At 65.8% G+C, this 18,318-nt stretch carries 16 protein-coding genes and 3 tRNA genes; 4 read left to right on the top strand and 15 right to left on the bottom strand.

What is annotated here, in order from left to right; genetic code table 11:
- The 4 genes from E4T66_RS05610 to E4T66_RS05625 all read right to left on the bottom strand — a co-directional run.
- Nucleotides 1–123, bottom strand: a 123-nt coding sequence (locus tag E4T66_RS05610; RefSeq protein WP_248679475.1) for a GTP-binding protein, incomplete at its 3' end; no start/stop codon positions are given.
- A gap of 43 nt (nt 124–166) precedes the next feature.
- Nucleotides 167–242 (bottom strand) — tRNA-Thr (locus tag E4T66_RS05615).
- Between the two features lie 31 nt (nt 243–273).
- Nucleotides 274–347, bottom strand: a tRNA-Gly gene (locus tag E4T66_RS05620).
- 120 nt (nt 348–467) lie between these two features.
- Nucleotides 468–553, bottom strand: a tRNA-Tyr gene (locus E4T66_RS05625).
- A 175-nt stretch (nt 554–728) separates the two neighbouring features.
- Here E4T66_RS05625 and E4T66_RS05630 point away from each other — a divergent pair.
- Both E4T66_RS05630 and E4T66_RS05635 read left to right on the top strand, forming a co-directional pair.
- Nucleotides 729–1,898 (top strand): alkaline phosphatase family protein, encoded by a 1,170-nt coding sequence (locus E4T66_RS05630; protein ID WP_136847917.1) that lies wholly within the window; start codon nt 729–731, stop codon nt 1,896–1,898.
- Nucleotides 1,895–3,571: a hypothetical protein gene (locus E4T66_RS05635; RefSeq protein ID WP_136847918.1), complete on the top strand. Its 1,677-nt coding sequence runs from the start codon at nt 1,895–1,897 to the stop codon at nt 3,569–3,571. Before E4T66_RS05630 ends, E4T66_RS05635 begins: the two co-directional genes overlap by 4 nt.
- Before the next feature lie 13 nt (nt 3,572–3,584).
- On the opposite strand, the gene hrpB is transcribed toward E4T66_RS05635, so the two are convergent.
- From hrpB to E4T66_RS05685, 11 genes are all read right to left on the bottom strand, one after another.
- Nucleotides 3,585–6,086 (bottom strand): ATP-dependent helicase HrpB, encoded by a 2,502-nt coding sequence (gene hrpB, locus E4T66_RS05640; RefSeq protein ID WP_248679454.1) that lies wholly within the window; start codon nt 6,084–6,086, stop codon nt 3,585–3,587.
- A 90-nt stretch (nt 6,087–6,176) separates the two neighbouring features.
- The gene (locus E4T66_RS05645; RefSeq protein WP_136847919.1) at nt 6,177–8,156 is read right to left on the bottom strand and encodes a TadG family pilus assembly protein; all 1,980 of its coding nucleotides are present in this window, start codon (nt 8,154–8,156) and stop codon (nt 6,177–6,179) included.
- Nucleotides 8,153–8,677 (bottom strand): TadE/TadG family type IV pilus assembly protein, encoded by a 525-nt coding sequence (locus tag E4T66_RS05650; RefSeq protein WP_136847920.1) that lies wholly within the window; start codon nt 8,675–8,677, stop codon nt 8,153–8,155. Before E4T66_RS05650 ends, E4T66_RS05645 begins: the two co-directional genes overlap by 4 nt.
- The gene (locus tag E4T66_RS05655) at nt 8,674–9,276 is read right to left on the bottom strand and encodes a TadE/TadG family type IV pilus assembly protein (protein WP_169577493.1); all 603 of its coding nucleotides are present in this window, start codon (nt 9,274–9,276) and stop codon (nt 8,674–8,676) included. Before E4T66_RS05655 ends, E4T66_RS05650 begins: the two co-directional genes overlap by 4 nt.
- A gap of 160 nt (nt 9,277–9,436) precedes the next feature.
- Nucleotides 9,437–10,162, bottom strand: a complete 726-nt coding sequence (locus E4T66_RS05660; RefSeq protein WP_136847922.1) for a type III pantothenate kinase — start codon at nt 10,160–10,162, stop codon at nt 9,437–9,439.
- Between the two features lie 3 nt (nt 10,163–10,165).
- On the bottom strand, nt 10,166–11,155 hold the full coding sequence (locus E4T66_RS05665) for a biotin--[acetyl-CoA-carboxylase] ligase (protein ID WP_136847923.1): 990 nt from the start codon (nt 11,153–11,155) through the stop codon (nt 10,166–10,168).
- Nucleotides 11,140–11,787 (bottom strand): glycerol-3-phosphate 1-O-acyltransferase PlsY, encoded by a 648-nt coding sequence (plsY, locus tag E4T66_RS05670; RefSeq protein WP_136847924.1) that lies wholly within the window; start codon nt 11,785–11,787, stop codon nt 11,140–11,142. The genes E4T66_RS05665 and plsY overlap by 16 nt, the downstream gene beginning before the upstream one ends.
- Nucleotides 11,788–11,790: 3 nt before the next feature.
- On the bottom strand, nt 11,791–13,572 hold the full coding sequence (locus E4T66_RS05675; RefSeq protein ID WP_136847925.1) for a M61 family metallopeptidase: 1,782 nt from the start codon (nt 13,570–13,572) through the stop codon (nt 11,791–11,793).
- A gap of 86 nt (nt 13,573–13,658) precedes the next feature.
- Nucleotides 13,659–13,820, bottom strand: coding sequence for a hypothetical protein (locus tag E4T66_RS21305; RefSeq protein ID WP_169577494.1), 162 nt, complete (start codon nt 13,818–13,820; stop codon nt 13,659–13,661).
- Between the two features lie 87 nt (nt 13,821–13,907).
- Nucleotides 13,908–14,651, bottom strand: a complete 744-nt coding sequence (locus tag E4T66_RS05680) for a DUF4197 domain-containing protein (RefSeq protein WP_136847926.1) — start codon at nt 14,649–14,651, stop codon at nt 13,908–13,910.
- Between the two features lie 38 nt (nt 14,652–14,689).
- Nucleotides 14,690–16,348: a CehA/McbA family metallohydrolase gene (locus E4T66_RS05685; RefSeq protein ID WP_136847927.1), complete on the bottom strand. Its 1,659-nt coding sequence runs from the start codon at nt 16,346–16,348 to the stop codon at nt 14,690–14,692.
- 61 nt (nt 16,349–16,409) lie between these two features.
- Here E4T66_RS05685 and E4T66_RS05690 point away from each other — a divergent pair, with 61 nt between their 5' ends.
- Nucleotides 16,410–17,342, top strand: coding sequence for an alpha/beta hydrolase (locus tag E4T66_RS05690; RefSeq protein WP_136847928.1), 933 nt, complete (start codon nt 16,410–16,412; stop codon nt 17,340–17,342).
- Complete coding sequence (locus tag E4T66_RS05695) at nt 17,339–18,232, top strand: alpha/beta fold hydrolase (protein WP_136847929.1); 894 nt, start codon at nt 17,339–17,341, stop codon at nt 18,230–18,232. The genes E4T66_RS05690 and E4T66_RS05695 overlap by 4 nt, the downstream gene beginning before the upstream one ends.
- Nucleotides 18,233–18,318: the final 86 nt, after the last annotated feature.

The raw sequence follows: 18,318 nt of genomic DNA on the forward strand, positions 1-18,318 counted from the left end.
GCCAAACTTGTCCGACGATACCTTCGTCAGCGCCGCCGTCGTCGTCGTCTTGCCATGGTCCACGTGACCAATCGTCCCCACGTTAACGTGCGGCTTCGTACGTGCAAATTTTTCCTTGGACATTATCTCAGGCTCCGATCTTCTAGGATCACGTGGCTACCGAATTTGGTGCCCACCACTGGAATCGAACCAGCGACCTCACCCTTACCAAGGGTGTGCTCTACCGACTGAGCTAGGTGGGCGTTACGCTTGCCGCTTACATCAATAAGCTTCTGGAGCGGGTGAAGGGAATCGAACCCTCGTCGTAAGCTTGGAAGGCTTCTGCTCTACCATTGAGCTACACCCGCTTCACACGCTCTTCGAACTGCGCCATCCGGCACCGCCCGAATCCACACATCTACAACTTGAGCGGGCGGATTCGCACCGCCGAAGCGTGCAATCCCGCACTCTCTACCGCATTTGTCGCTTGGTGGAGGGGGTAGGATTCGAACCTACGTAGACATAAGTCAGCAGATTTACAGTCTGCCCTCGTTGGCCGCTTGAGTACCCCTCCGCCGACACCTCTTGAGACCCAGGGGCCCGCAAGGAGCCGCGTATTCTCGTGACTGATGCCGGCCGCGTCAAGGAGTAATCACCCCCAATTTCACGACTTTCGCACTTTCATCCGCCTGTCACACCCACGCACAATACTGTTTCGTTGTTTCCACCTACTCCAGCCGTCGAATTCCATGAGCTTAAAGATCCAGGCAACTCGAACACTGCTGACGGCACTGCTAGGCACTTTGCTGCTGGCTGCTTGCGGCGGCAGTGATCCCGCATCGAACGGCGGCAACACCTCCCAGGCCGCCAAGATCGGGCATGTCTTCGTGATCGTGCTGGAGAACAAGGATTTCGTGGACTCGTTCGGCCCGGACTCGCTGGCCCCCTATCTGGCGCAGACGCTGCCGGCCCAGGGCGCGATGCTGGAAAACTACTACGGCGTGGCCCACAACAGCCTGGGCAACTACATCGCGATGATCAGCGGCCAGGGCCCCAATATCGCAACCCAGGCCGACTGCATCCTGTTCCAGGACTTCGTCGGCGCTGCGCCCGGGACACTGCACCCGACCCAGGCCATCGGTCAGGGCTGCGTGTATCCGGCTTCGGTTCCCAGCCTGCCGGACCAGTTCCGCGAACGCGGAAACCTGAGCTGGAAGGGTTACATGGAGGACATGGGCAACGATCCGGCTCGCGAGGCCGCGACCTGCGCACATCCCTCCGTGAATAGCGTGGATGGCACCCAGGCCGCAGCAGAAACGGACCACTACGCGACGCGTCACAACCCGTTCATGTATTTCCATTCGGTGATCGACGACCAAGCCTACTGCGATGAGCGTGTGGTCAACCTCGAAGTCCTGCGCGACGACCTCAAGCAGATTGCCACCACGCCCAATTTCTCGTTCATTACGCCGAGTCTCTGCCACGACGGCCACGACTCACCCTGCGTCAACGGCGAAGCCGGCGGCCTGGTGTCGTCCAACGAGTTCCTCGAGACCTGGGTTCCGCAAATCCTGGCGTCGCCGGCGTTCAAGAAGGATGGCCTTCTGGTCGTGACTTTCGACGAGGCGGAAAACTTCACCACCGACGCCAGCGCCTGCTGCAGCGGCGGACCGACCCTGAACACGCCACTGCCGGGCATTACCGGCCTGGGCGGCGGACGCGTTGGTGCTGTGCTGCTGTCGCCGTTCATCGAACCGGGCACGGTGTCGCAGGTCGAGTACAACCACTACTCCTTCCTGCACAGCGTTCAGGATTTCTTCGGCCTGTCTTATCTGGGCTTCGCCGACGATGACGCGGCCACGACCTTCGGCGCCGACGTGTTCACGCGCCAGATGCCCGAGTTGCCGCCGCGTCCGTGAGCCAGCGCTGGCGACTGGCACTGCTGGCCGTAGCTGCCGCGGTCGCAGTGCTGGTCTGGACCGAGCAGGCACCGCAGCCCGAAAGCAACCCGACACCGGCGTCAGATCCGCCGCGCTCGGCGGCGCTCTACGATCCACTGGCGGCCGCCCGCGCCGAAACCCGGATCGGCAATGTCGAGGCCGGCATTCCGGCACAGTGCTATACGGATCCCGCCGAGGGGCACAATCCCTGCTGGGTCTGTCACACCGGCGCCAACGGCCGCAACCGCACCGACGATCTGGACCGGCAGCGGCATTACCGCTTCACAACGCGCGCACGCCATAACCCCTGGGACAACCTGTTCGTCGATCGGCGAGCCGGGATCGACGCGATCGGCGACGATGAAATCCTCGCGTATATCCGCCAGGACAACGTGGCCGCGCTGCGCACCGCCCTGCGCGACGTGCCGCAGAAGCTGGCGTGGCGCCCCGATCTGGACTACACACAGGGCTTCGACGACGGCTTTGCCCGCGACGGCTCCGGCTGGCGCGCCTTCCGCTACAAGCCCGTACCGGCCGCGTTCTGGCCCACCAACGGCGCCACCGACGACGTGCTGGTGCGCCTGCCCGAGCGCTTTCGCCAGGAGGCCGGCCATCAGCCCTCGCGGATGATCTACCGCATCAACCTGGCCCTGCTCGAAGCGGCAATCGCGATCGCCGATTCCGTTGCCGACGCCGAGCTCACCCTGCCCACTGAACCCTTGGACGAAACCGTCGCGGGCCTCGATCTGGATGGTGACGGCACGCTCGGAACCGCCTTGATGATCCGCGGACTGCCCTCGCACTACGCCGGCGCCGCGGCGGACGCGCCCGTGCGCCGCTACGACTATCCGGTTGGCACCGAGTTCCTGCACGGCGTGCGCTATATCGACCCGGATGCGCCGGATCTTCTTTCACGGCGCTTCAAGGAACTGCGCTACGCCGTCAAGCGCGCACACCTCGACGATGCCGCGTTGCAACGCCGTGTCGACGCGGACGCCGTGACCCAGCAGATCGGCGCCATTCCGCGCTATGCCGGGACCGCACTCACAGGACAGACCAACGACTACGCCTGGCGCCTGTTCGGCTATATCGAGGACGCGCAGGGTCGCCTGCGCCTGCAGACGCGCGAGGAACAGCTGTACTGCATGGGTTGCCACACCGGCATCGGCGTCACCGTCGATCAGACCTTCAGCCTGCCACGCAAGCTGCCCGGCGCCGCCGGCTGGGGCCTGCAGACGCTCGCCGGCATGCAGGACGTGCCGCAGGCCGGCAGCAAGACCCCCGAAATCCTGCAGTTCCTCCAGCGCGCCGGGGCCGGTGACGAGTTCCGCGCCAACGACGAGATGCTGCAGCGGTTTTTCCCTGATGGAACGCTGGACGAAACGCTGGTGCGGCGCGCCGCCCCCGGCGGCCCCGACGACATCCGCAGTCTGATCGTGCCGTCGCGCGCACGCGCGCTGGCACTGAACAAGGCCTACATGGTGCTGGTACGCGAACAGAGCTATCGCCTCGGACGCACGCCGCTGCTGCAGCCGGCGCCGGCGGCGCTGCGACAGATTGAGCGCGACGACACCGGCCTCGAAGCCAGCGGCAAGGTCTACGACGACGGCCGCCTATGGCTAGATTGGGCGTCAACCCGCCCCGCCCCCTGAGTCTCCTGTCGCTTCACACCCGCGGCTTGGCGCGCCGGGTCGGCGCGGCGGACAGGGGATCGTCCGGCCACGGATGCTTCGGGTAGCGCCCGCGCAGATCCTTGCGCACATCGGCATAGCCGCGCGCCCAGAAACCCGCCAGATCCTGCGTCACCGCAACCGGTCGTCGCGCCGGCGACAGCAGGTGCAATACGACCGGTATGCGGCCCTCGTTGACCGTCGGCGTCTGCGCGCAGCCGAACATCTCCTGCAGCTTGACCTCCAGTGCCGGCGCCTCTGGCGGCCGATACTCCAGCCGCAGTCGCGAGCCGGTCGGCACGGTCAGGTGCGTCGGCGCCAGCCGCTGCAGCGCCTGCTGCTGCGGATAGTCGAGTTGCGCCACCAGCACCATGCCGAGATCGAGCCGGCTCAGATGCGCACGGCGGCCAATACCTGACAGATGCGGCAGCAGCCAGTCCTCAAGCGTTGCCAACAGGGACGCGTCGTCGACCGCCGGCCACGCTTCGTCCGGGCGCCAGACACGCAGCGACTCCACCCGCGCCTGCCATTGCCGGGTTTCGTCGGTCCACGGCAGGCACCCCAGCCCCAGCTGACGGACGCCGTCCAGCATCGCGCGGCTGACGGCGTCTCCGGCGCCCGCCGGCAGCGGCCGGCTCGACAGGACGAGGGAACCGAGTCGTTGCTGCCGCTCGGCAATGACCACTTCGGTCTGCGCATCCCAGAGCACGCGATCCTCATTGCGAATGGCCTCGGCATGATCCGCGCGCAATGCGCCCTCATCGAACACGACGGCCTGGCGGATGCGCCGTGCGCTGCCCTGCCCCGCACCGGTCTGCACACTCCAGTGGGCGATCGCGAGCCATTCGGAATGCGCCAGCGGATCGCCCTCGCCGATACGGGCCTCGCCACCATCCGCGCACAGATAGGCCACCTCGCGCACACCGCGGATGCCGGGACGGCGTCGCGCAATCCGCTCGGGATAGCCCCAGGCCACCACCCGGGCAATCTCCTCGATCGACACACTGCGCGCCGGCTCGACGCCGATCAGCCGCGCCAGCTGCGTCACGCTGTCACGCACCCGCCGCTGCATCGCAGGGTCGGTGCGCCCGGCCACGGCCGCCTGGACCGCCAATGCCAGATCTGCCGAGCCGCCATCGCGCTCATCCAGCACCGCGGCGACCCAGATCGCCACGCCCGCAAGGCCCTGTGCCTTCGCTGACAGCAGCATGTGGCCACGGCGCGGCGCGGTGGGCAGCCGCGCCAGCTCGCGCCCATGCGCGGTAATACGTCCGGCGGAATCGATCGCCCCCAGATCGCCGAGCAGACTCCGGGCATAGCGCCACGCCGTCGGCGGCGGCAGGTCCAGCAGACGCAAGGACTCAGGACCCTCGACCCCCCACGCCGCCAGCTCCAGCGCAAAGCGGGTCAAATCGACCGCCAGAATCTCCGGCGTGTCGTGCGCGGCCAGCCCACCTTGCTGTTCGGCACTCCACAGGCGATAGCACACGCCGGGCCCGAGACGCCCGGCACGGCCCGCACGCTGATCGGCTGACGCGCGCGACACGCGCTGGGTCTCGAGCCGATCCGCTCCGGCACCGAAGTCGAAGCGAGCAACCCGCACCAGACCGCCATCAACGATCGTCCGCACGCTCTCCACGGTGAGGCTGGTCTGCGCCAGATTGGTGGCCAGGATGACCTTGCGCCGGCCACCCGGATCCGGCAGCAGCGCCGCATCCTGGTCCTGCGGCGACAGATCGCCGTACAGCGGACACACCGCCACAGCATCGGTCAGCCTGGCCTCAAGCGCGCGCTGCGCGCTGCGGATCTCGCGCACCCCGGGCAGAAACGCCAGCACGTCGCCCTCGGTGTCCTGCAATGCCGTTGCGACGCCCTGTGCCACCGCAGCGCCGTGCTCGGTCTCACCGCGCAAGGGTTGGTAGCGCAGGTCCACCGGATACATCTTTCCGCCGCTTTCAATCAACGGCGCGTCATCCAGCAACCGCACCACACGCTGCGTGTCGAGTGTGGCCGACATCACCAGCACGCGCAGATCCGGCCGCAGCGTCTCGCGTGCGTCCAGCGCCAGCGCCAGTGCCAGATCAGCATCCAGCGAGCGCTCGTGAAACTCGTCGAAGATCAGCAGCCCGGTATCCGGCAGCTCCGGATCGGCCTGCAGGCGGCGCGCCAGCAAACCCTCGGTCACGACCTCGATCCGTGTTTGCGCACTGGTCTTGCGCTCGAAGCGCACCTGATAGCCGACCCGCTGTCCGACCGCCTCGCCCAGCAGGCTGGCCATGCGCCGCGCCGCCGCGCGCGCCGCGACCCGCCGCGGCTCCAGCATCACGATCTTGCGGCCCTGCAACCACGCTTCGTCCAGTAGCGCCAACGGAATCACGGTGGTCTTTCCGGAACCCGGGGGCGCCGCCAGCACCGCGCGTCCCGCCTCGGACAGCGCCGCACGCAGCGGCCCGACCGCATCCAGAACCGGCAGATTCAATCCAATGGGGACAGACACGAACGACGGCAACCCGTGGCGATGGGCCGCATAGTCTAGGGCTGCGCGCGTCGCGCGACAGGCAGCGGGCTGGCGTCAACGCCCGCGGAATCAGTCCACAAGCGTGGCGCCACCGCCATCGCAGCTCAGATTGCCGCCGACTTCAACCTTGTTCAGATCGATGCCCAGGGTATCGAGCAAGGTATTCAGCAGGGGATCCAGCAGCGGCGACAGCAGGCCGGTGATCACTGGCTCCAGAATCGCGCGCACGGTGTCATACAGCGCGCTGACGAGATTGAGCACGCCGCCCAGACCACCACCCGCGGCCGGGCCGTACATCGTCAGTTCGATCCCGGCCAGCGTGTTGGCCAGGCTGGCGACGATGTTCTGCGTATCGAACGATGCATACAGCGGCGGCTGTCCGAGGTCCGGCGGATCGACGTAGGTGTGGGTGTACGGGGTTCCGGCCACAGTCGTCTGGGCCATGATGCCAAGACCGCCTCCTTCGAACGGCCGGCGTGCCTCGCAGGACACCGGAAACAGCAAGAAGGACGTGCAGGTCTTCACGCCGACGTCCACCAACGGCACCGGCCCGACCGTTGGCGGCGCGTCCGATCCGAACACATACCCCGGCTGATTGGGATCGGTCTGCATCTGGCCAATCCGGAGATTGGCGATCGACGTCTCGATATTCGTATCGAGCGCCTTCTGTCCGTCTTCGCAGTTGTAGTCGGTGACTTTCGCCTCGCCACCAGCCAGATCCAGACTCACATCGATGCGTGGGTTGCCCGGCACCAGCTGGATATCCGTCACATCCTGCGGGATGCCCAGCAGCGCCCCCACCAGATCGCCAATCGCGGCAACCAGATTCAAGGACAGCACATTGTTCAGCAGCGACGTCACCGGCGCGGCCAAGCCGAGCACGGAGTTGAGGAGACCGGTGACACCCGCCAGGGCCGGAAGATTCACTGAAATCAGCGTACGCAACTGCGCCGTATTCACGTAGATCCGACCGGGACCATCCGGGTCGGCGCTGGCCAGCTCCGGATCGCCCACCGCGGAAATCTGCGGCGGCTCGATCACCTTGACCTGCACGCTGGCGATACCGAGGTCCAGCGTCGCGGCCAGCGCATTCTTGGAGTTGGCCGCCTGGACGATGGCCTGCACCAGCTGGAACAGCTGAATGCCGGCATCCAGTCCGGCGGACTGCGTCCCGGTTCCGACCGACACGATGTCGCCCAACGCCACCAGCGGCGTGGCCGGCGGAATCGACAGCTGCAAGGCCTCAAGCCCACCAATGGCGGCACTGATGTCGCCCGTGGCCTCGCCGCGCTCGAGCAGGTCGATGGCGACCCCGATCAGATCGCCGACCTCGACGTCGGTCTGCAGGAGTTGGTCGTACTGCCCGACCTCCAGGCCCAAATCGATGGCGAGCTGGTCCAGATATCCGAGCAGATGGATGTCGGTTGCGACCAAACCGTTCCATCCCACCGCTGAAAGCGAAACGTTTCCGCCCAGCAGCCCACCAAACAACGCGTTGAGCGCCGCAGACTGGCTTGTATCGACATTGATCAGGGTGCTGCGAATCGTCAGCTGCGCCATAGCCTGACTGGACAATGCCACCGCGGACGCCGATAGCGTTGGCGTGGCACTGAATGGCAGGAAGCGCGGCGGCACGCCGGAGATGGTGGCGCGCACGGCATTGAGCTCGTCATCGATGACACTCGTGTCGAGTCGACCCGCGACAGTCGCAGCCGTCGGCATCCATTTGCCGCACTCCACTTGCAGGGCATACGGTTTGGTGCCGAGATTCCGCGCTGCGTTGTCTGCCGCCGCTGGAGTTGCGTTGTCCACGCAAGACCGCAGGCCGGTCACTGGGGATACCAGTTTGCGCGCACCCGCCATGGCGGCCAGATCGGCAGCCTTCTGGTACTCGCGCTTGTAGTAGTACAGGAAGCCGATATCGGTGATCGACAGCATGATCACGACCAGACTCAACGCGATCGCGGCAAAGGCGATGATCGCGCCGCCCTGGCGGTGCGCCGACGCCAGCCTGGCGTAGGAACGGGATGTGTTGCGGATCGACCTCATAGCTGCACGATCGCACAGCCGCTGAGCGTCTGCGGCATCCAGCTGTCAAAACCACCCACGATCGGCAGCGTGATGGACGGCAAGATCCGCGCGCTGCTGTACGGATACGAAACCCGAACCCGCAGCAGACCGGCCGAAGCCTCCCCCCCGCCGCAGCTGCCATTGTCGACGACCACCGTTGGAAGCACCGTCTGTTCCAGCCAGGTGCGACGCGCCGCGTAATCACCAATGCCGGCGGGCGCAATGATCGACGACGACAGCGAATTGACCACTTCCAGCTTGATCGAGTCCTTGACTGATTCGGTAATGCTTGCGTAGCTGGTCGTTGAACCGCTGGCCAGCCCAAGCGCGCGCGCGCCGTCTGAAGCAGCGCGCGAAAGCGCCATCTGCGTGTACAACACGGAGCCGAAAGTCACCATGCCGTACAGAATCAGCACGAAAATGGGCAGCACGAAAGCAAATTCGATGACCGCCGCCCCGGCCTGACGACGCCCGCGATTCAATTTGATCTGAGGATTCATGAGCGCAGCGCCCGACCGTCGAGCAGCAATCGCGCCTGCCCCATCAAAGCCTTGGGCGTCAGCAAGCCCAGGCCCGGAACGGTCGGCAGAAACGGCGCGTTTTCATAGTCGTAGGTCACGGTGACAACAACCTGGCAACTGGTCGCAAAGTCACTTCCGCATACCGGCGCGGCGCCGGCCCCGATGACACAGTCGGCCGAACCGCAGCTCACGACGGATGAACTGACTGCGCAATCTTGGCCAACCGGGCAGACTCTCAAGACAATGGTGGGCGCCGCGCGATAGTCCATCCATTGCGCCCGCTGGGCCGACACGGCATAGCCCGCGCCGAGCCGGGAACTGAGCTGAAACTGGGCCTGCTCATCTGCATCGCAGGGATGCCCAAGACTGGCGGCACAGGTTCCCAGTGGATGGTGCAGCGCGGCGCGCGCGCCCTCCTCGGCAGAATGCTGTAAGCCCAAGCGCATCAGGAACACCACGCCATAGGTCAGAATGCCGTAGAACAGCAAAAACAGCACGGGAAAGACGAACGCAAACTCGATCGCCGTTGCGCCCGCCTGGGCTTTGGAGCCGGTCCCGTTATGCCTGTGCCTGACCATCTGAAAACTGGCGTTACCCTCGGTCAATTCGCATGCTGACCATCCATGCCCGCAACAGCAGCGGGGAGCATGCATTTCGAATCAGAGAATGACCTCCCTGAGTCTGTCAGATGATGCCCGACCGTCAAGCGGGCCCATTGGGCCGATGAAGCGCCGCGCCTCAGTCGCCGAGGGACAGCGCCAGCAAACCTTCGAGCACCAGATTGGGGCGATGACTCCAGGATTGCTGCAGATGCGGCCGCAGAATCTGGGCGTCGCCGCCGGTGATCAGGCACCGCGCCTGCACACCCAGCACGGCACCGCCGCGATCGATCGCCCCCAGACAGGCCAGCATCGCGCCTTCGCGCACACAGGCCTCGGTATCGCGCCCGAGTCGGGCGTGGTAATCGGCCCCGAGCTGACGCGTCTCGAACCGTGTATGACCAAGGGTCGCGCGCTGCTGGGTCAGCAATCCGGCACAGATCACGCCTCCCAGATGCTGCCCCTGCGTATCGACGCAGTCGATCGTCAGCGCCGTCCCCGCATCCGCGATACACACCGCTGACGGCGACTCGGCCCAGGCCGCGATCATCGCCAGCCAGCGATCGATTCCGAGACGGTGCGGCTCCGCGTACGCGTTGCGCAGACCCCGCCACATCGGGGCGCTGCGGGCGAACTGCGGACTGCAGCCGAAGCGCCGCTGCAGCGCACTGCTGAGTGCGGCTTCGAGTTCGGGGCCGGTGACGTGGGCGACCCAGATCTGGCTAGGGGGTGTCTCGATCGCCAGTGCAGCCAGCACCGCGGCCGGGTTGCCGTCGTGTACCAACGCTCCACTGTGAATCAGGCCGGACGGATCAGCCAGAGCCCATTTCAAACGTGAGTTGCCGATATCAAGCAGCAGTTTCATTGCCTACAGCCTCAGACTGACTTCGCCGGAATGCAGCACATGACGCTGTCCGTCAGATTCGACGATCAGCGCGCCATCCGCATCGACACCGCGGGCGTACCCCTCAAGACTTGCATCGGAACCCTGCCCGCCCCGGAAGATGTGCACGATCCGGTCGCGGGTCACGTCCAGCTCGCTCCAGCGCGCTGCCAGCGGCGCAAAACCGCTGCGACCATAACCCTCGAACAGCGCATGAAGTTCCCGCAGCAGGGCGATCGCCAGCGCATTGCGCCCACAGCGCGGTCGCCCAATGGCCGCGAGCGCAGCATCAAGATTGATGAAGGGCTGGCCAATCTGCGCATCTGGACCCGCGGGCAAATCCAGATTGATGCCGATGCCGGCGACGATGCGGCAGCCCCCCCCGGCCTCGCCGCGGTGCTCCAGCAGAATCCCGCCGAGCTTGCGGCCGTCGACCAGAATGTCGTTGGGCCACTTCAGACCAACCGTGTCCAGCCCGGCCTGCCGCAGCGCATTGGCGCAGATGACGCCGACAGCGAGCGGCAGCGCCCCCAGCTGCGGCGGCATCGCGTCGAACGACCAGGCCAGCGACAGCGCCAACTGGGCCCCGAACGGCGACACCCACTGACGACCGCGGCGACCGCGTCCCGCAGTCTGCACCTCGGCCAACACCGCCTGCGGGTCCGATTCGGCGGACGCAGCCATGACCTGTGTGCTGGTCGAATCAGTCACCGGCAGCACCTGCACGCGCAGCTGCGGCACTGCCGCCTGCAACCTCGCCGGATCCAGACGTTCGATCGGCTGCGGCAACCGGTACCCGAGACCCTGGCGCGCCTCCACCGCAAGCTGCCACTCCGCCAGCTTGGCAACGCGCTTGGCGAGGGCCGCACGGCTAATACCTGAAGCTGCGGCCAGATCCTCACCCGAATGCCACTGCCCGTCCGCCAGTCGGTCGACCAGCGCCAACAGCTCGGTTTCGCTTAGGGCTTGTGCCATCGCCGCCACACCATCGCTTTTTCGAAGCGGTGCTCATTACCCGCGAGCAGCCGCCGTACATTCTCACGGTGTTTCCAGATCACCAGCAGCGCCATCGCCACAGTAAACGCACCCGCCGCCGAAAACAGGCCGGAAACGCTGAAACAGGTCACGTACAGCACCGCGACCAGGGTCGACATGATTGTGGCGAGGCTGACATAGCCGCTGAGTACGACCACGGCGACGAAACTCCCGAGCAGCCACGGCAGTGACGCGGTCAGCAAAACCCCGAATACGCCGGCCAGGGTGGCTACGCCCTTGCCGCCGCGAAAACCGGCGGTGACTGGATAGCAATGCCCAACCGCAACGGCGACGCCACAAACATAGGCCTGCTCATCGGGACTGAGCAACGGCGTTCCCAGAGTCGGCGCCTGCGGCACCAGCCAGGTTGCGCACACGCCCTTGAGCACATCGATCGCCAGCACCGCCAACGCGAAGCCCGCCCCCTGGGTGCGCAGGGCATTGGTCGCCCCGAGATTGCCGCTGCCGAGCTTGCGCAGATCGATGCCTCCGCGCAGCGCACCAACAATCTGCCCCCCCATGACGGTCCCGATCAGATAGGCCAGCGCAGTCTGCAGCAGGGTATCGATCATGGTTCAGACTCCAAGCCAGGCACGACGGCGATCAGCGACCACGCCGTCGGCGTGCTGCAGACTCAAGGTCCAGGTATCGGCTGGCGCCGCCTTTGGCTTCAGCTCGACTGTCATCAGCTCATCATCGCGGAACAGGTGCAGGCTCACCGTCTGATCGGGTTGCAGCGACATCTGCAGGGCATCCCAGTTGGCGTGAGTCACGCGCTGACCATCCAGCGCCACAATTTGATCGCCGGCATGGATCGCTGCCGCTGCCGCGGCACTTTCGCTGTACACCGTGGCAACCGTGGCCGAGCCACCGCGCAGCTTGATTCCCAACGTGCATGGCAATGCGCGCGCCGTGGCGCGGCCGCCGTTGTCGGCCGAACCCTGCGCCGGGCGCCGCTGTGCCGACACGCCGAATTCGGCCAGAAGATCGGTCAGTGGCAGAGGATCGGTCGAACGCAGCAGCCCATCAAAGAATGCGCGCAGGTCAAGGCCCGACAACGATTGCGCCAGTTGCTCAAGCCCGCCTTCGGGCACCGGCGTCTGCGTACGCCCCCAGCGCTGCCAGGCGGCACGCATGACGTCGTCCAGCGTCACCGTCGATTTCAGCCGCAGGATCAGATCCAGGCACAGCGCCGCCAGCGCGCCCTTGCTGTAGTAGCTGACCGCCTGATTCGGCGTGTTCTCATCCGGCTGGTAATGCTTGGTCCAGGCCTCGAAGCTGGCGTCGGCCAGCGACTGCACCGCCGCCCCGGGCGTGCGCTCGACGCGGGTCGCCTGCACCGACAGCAGGTCCAGGTAGCGCGGCGCATCGATGATGCCGGCGCGCAGCAGCAGCAGATCGTCGTAGTACGAGGTCACGCCCTCGTAATGCCACAGATCGCGCGTGTAGGCCTCCGCGCCCAGATCCGATTCGGCGAACGCCTGCGCGGTGATGCGCTTGACGTTCCACAGGTGGAAATATTCATGACTGCACAGGCCGAGAAAGCCGATGTAGTCCTGACTCGGCTGGCTTGCGCCCGGCTGCGGCAGATCGCCGCGCGAACAGATCAGCGCGGTGGAGCTGCGATGCTCCAGCCCGCCGTAGCCGCTGCCCACCACGTTGGTCAGGAACAGGTACTGCGGCAGCGACGGTTCGCCGCCGAACATCGCGCGCTCGGTCGCGCAGATGCGCTGCAGGTCTTCGGTCACGCGCTGGCGATCCAGTGTGCAGCGCCCCGCCAGCACCAGCGCATGCGGAATGCCGTCGACGTCGAATTCCAGCCGTTCAAAGCGACCCATCTCGACCGGATGGTCGATCAGCTCTTCGTAATCCTCGGCCCGATAGCGTCCGAAGCCGTCGGCGTCGACCGCCAGCGGCCTCATCGCGGTGGCCACGCGCCAGCCGTCGCACGCCGCGTCGTCCGGCCTCAACAGCTCCAATTCGAACGGACCATCGCCCCCCTCGGGCCGATAGAACAGCGAGCTGCCGTTGAAGAACCCGCGACGCAGATCGAGGTAGGCCTTGCGTACCGAGACATCGAAGGCATAGACGCGATACCGCAGTTGCAGCGGACCGGCGCAGGGCGCGCAGCGCAGCGAGCGCTTGTCCAGCCGTTCGAGCGCGATACGCTGCCCCCCGCAGCTCGCCGTGAGGTCGACGACATGCTTGGCGAAATCGCGCACCAGATAGCTGCCACGGATCCATGACGGCAGCCGGAACACCTGCCCCGCCGGGTTTGGCGCAGCCACAGTGCAGAGGACTTCAAACAGGTGCTCGCGCGGGGCAACCGGCTGCACGCGATAGACGGCGACGCTCATGACGCTGCGGTACCCGCAGGAATGACTAAGGTGCGCATTCTATCGCGAGCGCGGCGCCACCCTGACGCCGCACTCGCACCGCAGGCTCATAGATCCACATCGACCGCCAGCGTGCGCGCCGGCATCCGGTCGTACTGCCCATCGCCCAACTCGCTTTTGGAAACCGGATCGCGTGCATCAATGAGGTTTGTGCCCATCAGGCGCAGTCCCCAGTGCGGGATGCAATAGCCCAGCATGGCGTCGAACACCGAACACGCATCGACTCCAGGCGCGTTGCGCTGGTTCAGATAGCGGAGCCCGAGATGGACGTGAAAGCAGCCTGGACAGACTACCCCTTATCCTTGGCTGCCAAACACCTTGCGCAGCAGCTCGGTGGTGCGCGCGCGCGGATCGCGGCGGATGCGGGCCTCTTCGGCGGCAATCGAATAGAACAGGCCATCGACGGCCTTGCCGGTGACGTAGGCGTCCAGGTCGGTGTCCTTGACGCCGGCCAGCTGCAACAGCGGACCGTAGCTGCTCATTAAGGTCTTGTACTGCTGGGTCACGCCGACCTTCTGTGTCGCCGACTGCACGATCGGCACGAACCGCGCCTGGATCGCGTCCCCGGCCGTACGACGGAAATACTGCGTCGCCGCGTCCTGTCCACCGCCGAGAATGCCTCGCGCATCGGCTACCGACATTTCACGCACGGCGTTGCCGAAGATGTCGGCAACCTCGGGAACTGCCTTTTCAGCCGCTCGATTCAACGTCAGCTGAAATTCGTCGATCTGTCCGCCCAGGCCCGCGGCACGCATCGCCTGCTCAACCTTGCGCAGCTGCTCCGGCAATGGAATCCGCACCGCCGGATTGCCCCAGAAGCCGTTACTGCGTCCCAGCGTCGTGATCGCAGAGGTCGTGCCCTGCGCCAGCGCTTCGCGCAGACCGGCAACGATCTCGGATTCCGCCAGCGCATTCGACGCCGAGCCGCCATAGGCCTGACCCGCGATCTGCACCATCTGATTCATGGTGGCCTGGTCCATGCCCGCGCAGCCACTCAGCACAGACGACACAGCGGCGGCGATCAGCAGTTTTCGATTCATCGGGACGCGGACTCCAAAACGAGAAGGTCAGGACCGGATTATGGCGCCTGCAGGAACACGGGGTTACCCAAGGTCGTGCGCGACGCCAGATCGCGCGTCTCGATGCGCCAGATCGTTCCCAGCGGACCTTCGCTGGAGGGCTCCCGCAGCACCTCGCGGTGGTCCTCGAAATCGTCGCTGGTGATCGGCACAATCGCGACCACGCGACCATCACGCAGGTAGTGCAGGCTCTGCCCCTGCGCGCCGCCGACGCGCACGTGCAGTGCCACCGGCACATCTTCGGCCACCTTCAGCGTGTCGCCGAAGATTCCGCTCTGGCCATCTGCCGTGGTCGCACTGAATTCCAGCGTCGGGCTGCGCGCCACGCCGCGCGTGCGCACATAGGCGTGACCCGCCTGGATCGCCGCAGTCAGTGCCGCACGCGACAGTGACTCAGCGTAGACCGCGGTCACCGAGGACCCATAACCACGGCGCTCGCGCTCAGCCTGATCCGGCTCGACGCCCTTGGAATCCGAACCCGATACGCCGGTAATCCGGTGCCCCTGGCGCAGTTGCTCATCCCACAGATTCAACGCGGTGCTCATGAACGGATTCTCGATCTGCAGCCCCGGAACCGGCACACCCAGATCCGCCGCCGTCGCCATTACCGGGCCGTTCAGGATCTCGATCGTGTCGACCGTATCCCAATCGATCTGATCGCCCAGCGTGAACTCACAGCCGCGACAGAAATTCGCGAATACCGGCCCGGGAAAACTGGTCGGGTGATTGATCTGGAACAATGCGCCGGCCGCCTTGGCCCGAAGCTGGATGGCGCCGAGCGTGACGTCCTCGAAGCCATGCCGGTAATCGATCACCCCCGGCGTTTCACCATGCGTGGTCGCATGACCGAAATAGGTGATGATCTCGCGCCCGGGCCAGATCAGCAGGTCGGGATTCGCCCGCTGTACCGCGCCCAGGGTGCGCCAGTGCGCCCCGGTGACGTATTCGGTGACCATCAGGAAATCCAGTTGCGCCGCACGCGCCTGTTCGATGAAGCCGGCCCAGTCCGGCGCATTCGGATTCGAGTGGTAGGCGTGCATGTGGAAATCGCCGTGATACCAGCCGGGAACGATACGTGCGACATGCCCGGCGTCGACCGGATCATTCGCGGGCGTCACCCCGGCCGCGGCTTTGCATTCGACCTTGACCCGCCACTCGGCGCCTTCGGGCGCCACCGCGGCAATGCCCAGCTCAGCGCTCCAGACGCCCGGCTCAATGGCGCCTGGCAGATAGCCGCGTTCAGCCTGCGCCGCCTCGACGAACACCGGCACCTGATCGTTGTCGATGCGCCCCTGACGCGAGCCCGACCAGCCGCGAAAGCCCTCGGCACTGCGATAGCCGTGCTGATCCCACAGCCCCAGATCGAGCGTCGTCGCCGTCAGCGGCGTCGACGGCAGCACACCGGACTCGGTCCACTGATACGACAGCTCGATACGACCGGTGCCGGCAGTGACCTCGAACGGAAGCATTCGATAGGTCTTGGCGTCAGCCGGGGTTACGGCGCCGTGAAACTCCAGCGCCTCAGCCTGCGGTGAGCACAGCGCCGCATCCACCGGAGGCGGTTCGCCCCCCGGCGGCAACGCACTGCTGCCGCAACCGTGAACGAGCGCGGCTGTCCCCAGGACCATGGACACACCGGCAATTCGAATGGCTCGCATTGTCCGATTCTAACGTGGCAGCCGTGACCGCTTTGGGTATGCTTGAGGCATGCATAACACAATGAATTCACATCAATCCGCATCGCCCTCCCTGCTCAGCCGCGTCGCACGCCGTGCGGTGCGCTGGCTGGTGCGCCCGATCATCAGCGGCAGCGGTGACGTTCCCGCGCGGCGCAAACGCCTGGAACGCATCGTCGGCATGACACAACTGCCGGCTCCCATCTGTACGAGCATCGAACCGACGACCCTGCGCGGCGTGGCCGCGGAGTGGATCAGCAACGGTCGCGTCACCCCCAAGCGCACGGTGCTGTATTTCCACGGCGGCGCCTATCTCATGGGATCGCCGGCCACGCACCGTCAGTTGACGACGCGCATCGCAAAACGCTGGCAGGCACGCGTGGCCTCGGTCGACTACCGGCTGGCACCGGAGCACCCGTTCCCCGCGGCAACCGATGACGCGTTGGCAGCGTATCGCGCGCTGTTGGAGCAAGGGGTCGATCCGGCCACGCTGGTGATTGCCGGAGATTCGGCCGGCGGCGGGCTGGCATTGGCCTGTGCGCTGCAGGTGCGCGATGGCGGACTGCCCCTGCCCGCAGCGCTGGTACTGTTTTCGCCCTGGACCGACCTCAGCCTCAGTGGCGCGTCGATGCAGGGTTTGGCAAACCAGGACGACATGCTGGACCCGGACCGCCTGCGCGACGCCGCGAACACCTACCTCGACGGCGCTGCGGCAACCACAGCGCTGGCATCCCCGCTGAATGCAGACCTGCACGGCCTGCCACCGGTCCTGATCCAGGTGAGTGATTGCGAAGTGCTGCTGGACGATTCGCGGCGGCTGCTCGATTCATTGCATGCCGCCGGATCGCCAGCCCATATGAGCGTCTGGCACGGCATGCATCATGTCTGGCCGCTCTTCGCGGGACTGGTCCCGGAAGCCGACGCGGCACTGGATGAAGCGGCGACGCTGCTCGACAACGGGCTGCGACCGGCGTGACCTTCAGTCGCTGGCGCGACACCGGACTGCGCTACGATTTTGGTGGCCATTCGATCTTTCATCAGCGCCACGGCGACGGCGCCACCGCGCTGCTTCTGATTCACGGCTTTCCCACCGCGTCCTGGGATTTCGAAGCGATATGGCCGACGCTGTGTACGCAGTTCGATCATGTGCTCGCACCCGATCTGCTGGGCTTCGGCTACTCCGACAAACCCGCCCGGCACCGTTATTCGTTGCTCGAACAGGCAGACCTGTGCGAGTCCCTGCTGAAGAACTACTGCGTTGACGACGTGCATCTGATCGCGCACGACTACGGTGTCAGCGTCGCGCAGGAGTTGCTGGCCCGCTTTGAGGGGCGTGGCGGCAGTGGACGGCGCCTGCGCTCAATCACATTCCTCAACGGCGGCCTGTTCCCTGAAGTCCACCGTCCACGTCCGGTCCAGCGCCTACTGCGTAGTCCGCTCGGCCCACTGGTTGCGCGCGGATTCAGCGAACGGCGTTTTGGACGCTCGTTTTCACGTGTGTTCGGCCCGCATACCCAGCCGTCGCCGATCGAGCTGCACGACTACTTTGCCCTGATCACCACCAACAACGGTCAGCGCGTGATGCCGCGCCTGATCCGCTATCTCGATCAGCGCCGCGAGTTCCGCGATCGCTGGGTCGGCGCGATGACCGCAACACAGGTGCCGATGCGCCTGATCGATGGCATCAGCGATCCGGTCTCTGGCGCCGCAATGGCCACGCGTTACACCGAGCTGATTCCAAATCCGGACGTGGTGCTACTGGAAGGCATCGGCCACTATCCGCATGTCGAGGCCCCGGACCGCATGCTGAAGGCGTTCACCGAATTTCATCGCAAGCGCGTGACGGCTGAAGCACTACCGGCATGATCTGATAGCCACGGCGAGCGGCCACTGGTCCGCCGCCCGTGGTCGCGGCTATGCTCGACGGACGCGCGCAGTAGGCCGCGCGCGCT

This window comes from Sinimarinibacterium arenosum, from assembly GCF_005047655.1.
GTDB lineage: Bacteria > Pseudomonadota > Gammaproteobacteria > Nevskiales > Nevskiaceae > Solimonas.

Excerpts from the sequence above, each read along its gene's own strand:
- E4T66_RS05645 (WP_136847919.1), bottom strand. The coding sequence starts at position 8,156 with ATGAGGTCGATCCGCAACACATCCCGTTCCTACGCCAGGCTGGCGTCG.
- E4T66_RS05685 (WP_136847927.1), bottom strand. The coding sequence starts at position 16,348 with ATGCGAGCCATTCGAATTGCCGGTGTGTCCATGGTCCTGGGGACAGCC.
- E4T66_RS05660 (WP_136847922.1), bottom strand. The coding sequence starts at position 10,162 with ATGAAACTGCTGCTTGATATCGGCAACTCACGTTTGAAATGGGCTCTG.
- E4T66_RS05690 (WP_136847928.1), top strand. The coding sequence starts at position 16,410 with ATGAATTCACATCAATCCGCATCGCCCTCCCTGCTCAGCCGCGTCGCA.
- E4T66_RS05665 (WP_136847923.1), bottom strand. The coding sequence starts at position 11,155 with ATGGCACAAGCCCTAAGCGAAACCGAGCTGTTGGCGCTGGTCGACCGA.
- E4T66_RS05675 (WP_136847925.1), bottom strand. The coding sequence starts at position 13,572 with ATGAGCGTCGCCGTCTATCGCGTGCAGCCGGTTGCCCCGCGCGAGCAC.
- E4T66_RS05680 (WP_136847926.1), bottom strand. The coding sequence starts at position 14,651 with ATGAATCGAAAACTGCTGATCGCCGCCGCTGTGTCGTCTGTGCTGAGT.
- E4T66_RS05650 (WP_136847920.1), bottom strand. The coding sequence starts at position 8,677 with ATGAATCCTCAGATCAAATTGAATCGCGGGCGTCGTCAGGCCGGGGCG.
- plsY (WP_136847924.1), bottom strand. The coding sequence starts at position 11,787 with ATGATCGATACCCTGCTGCAGACTGCGCTGGCCTATCTGATCGGGACC.
- E4T66_RS05630 (WP_136847917.1), top strand. The coding sequence starts at position 729 with ATGAGCTTAAAGATCCAGGCAACTCGAACACTGCTGACGGCACTGCTA.
- E4T66_RS05655 (WP_169577493.1), bottom strand. The coding sequence starts at position 9,276 with ATGGTCAGGCACAGGCATAACGGGACCGGCTCCAAAGCCCAGGCGGGC.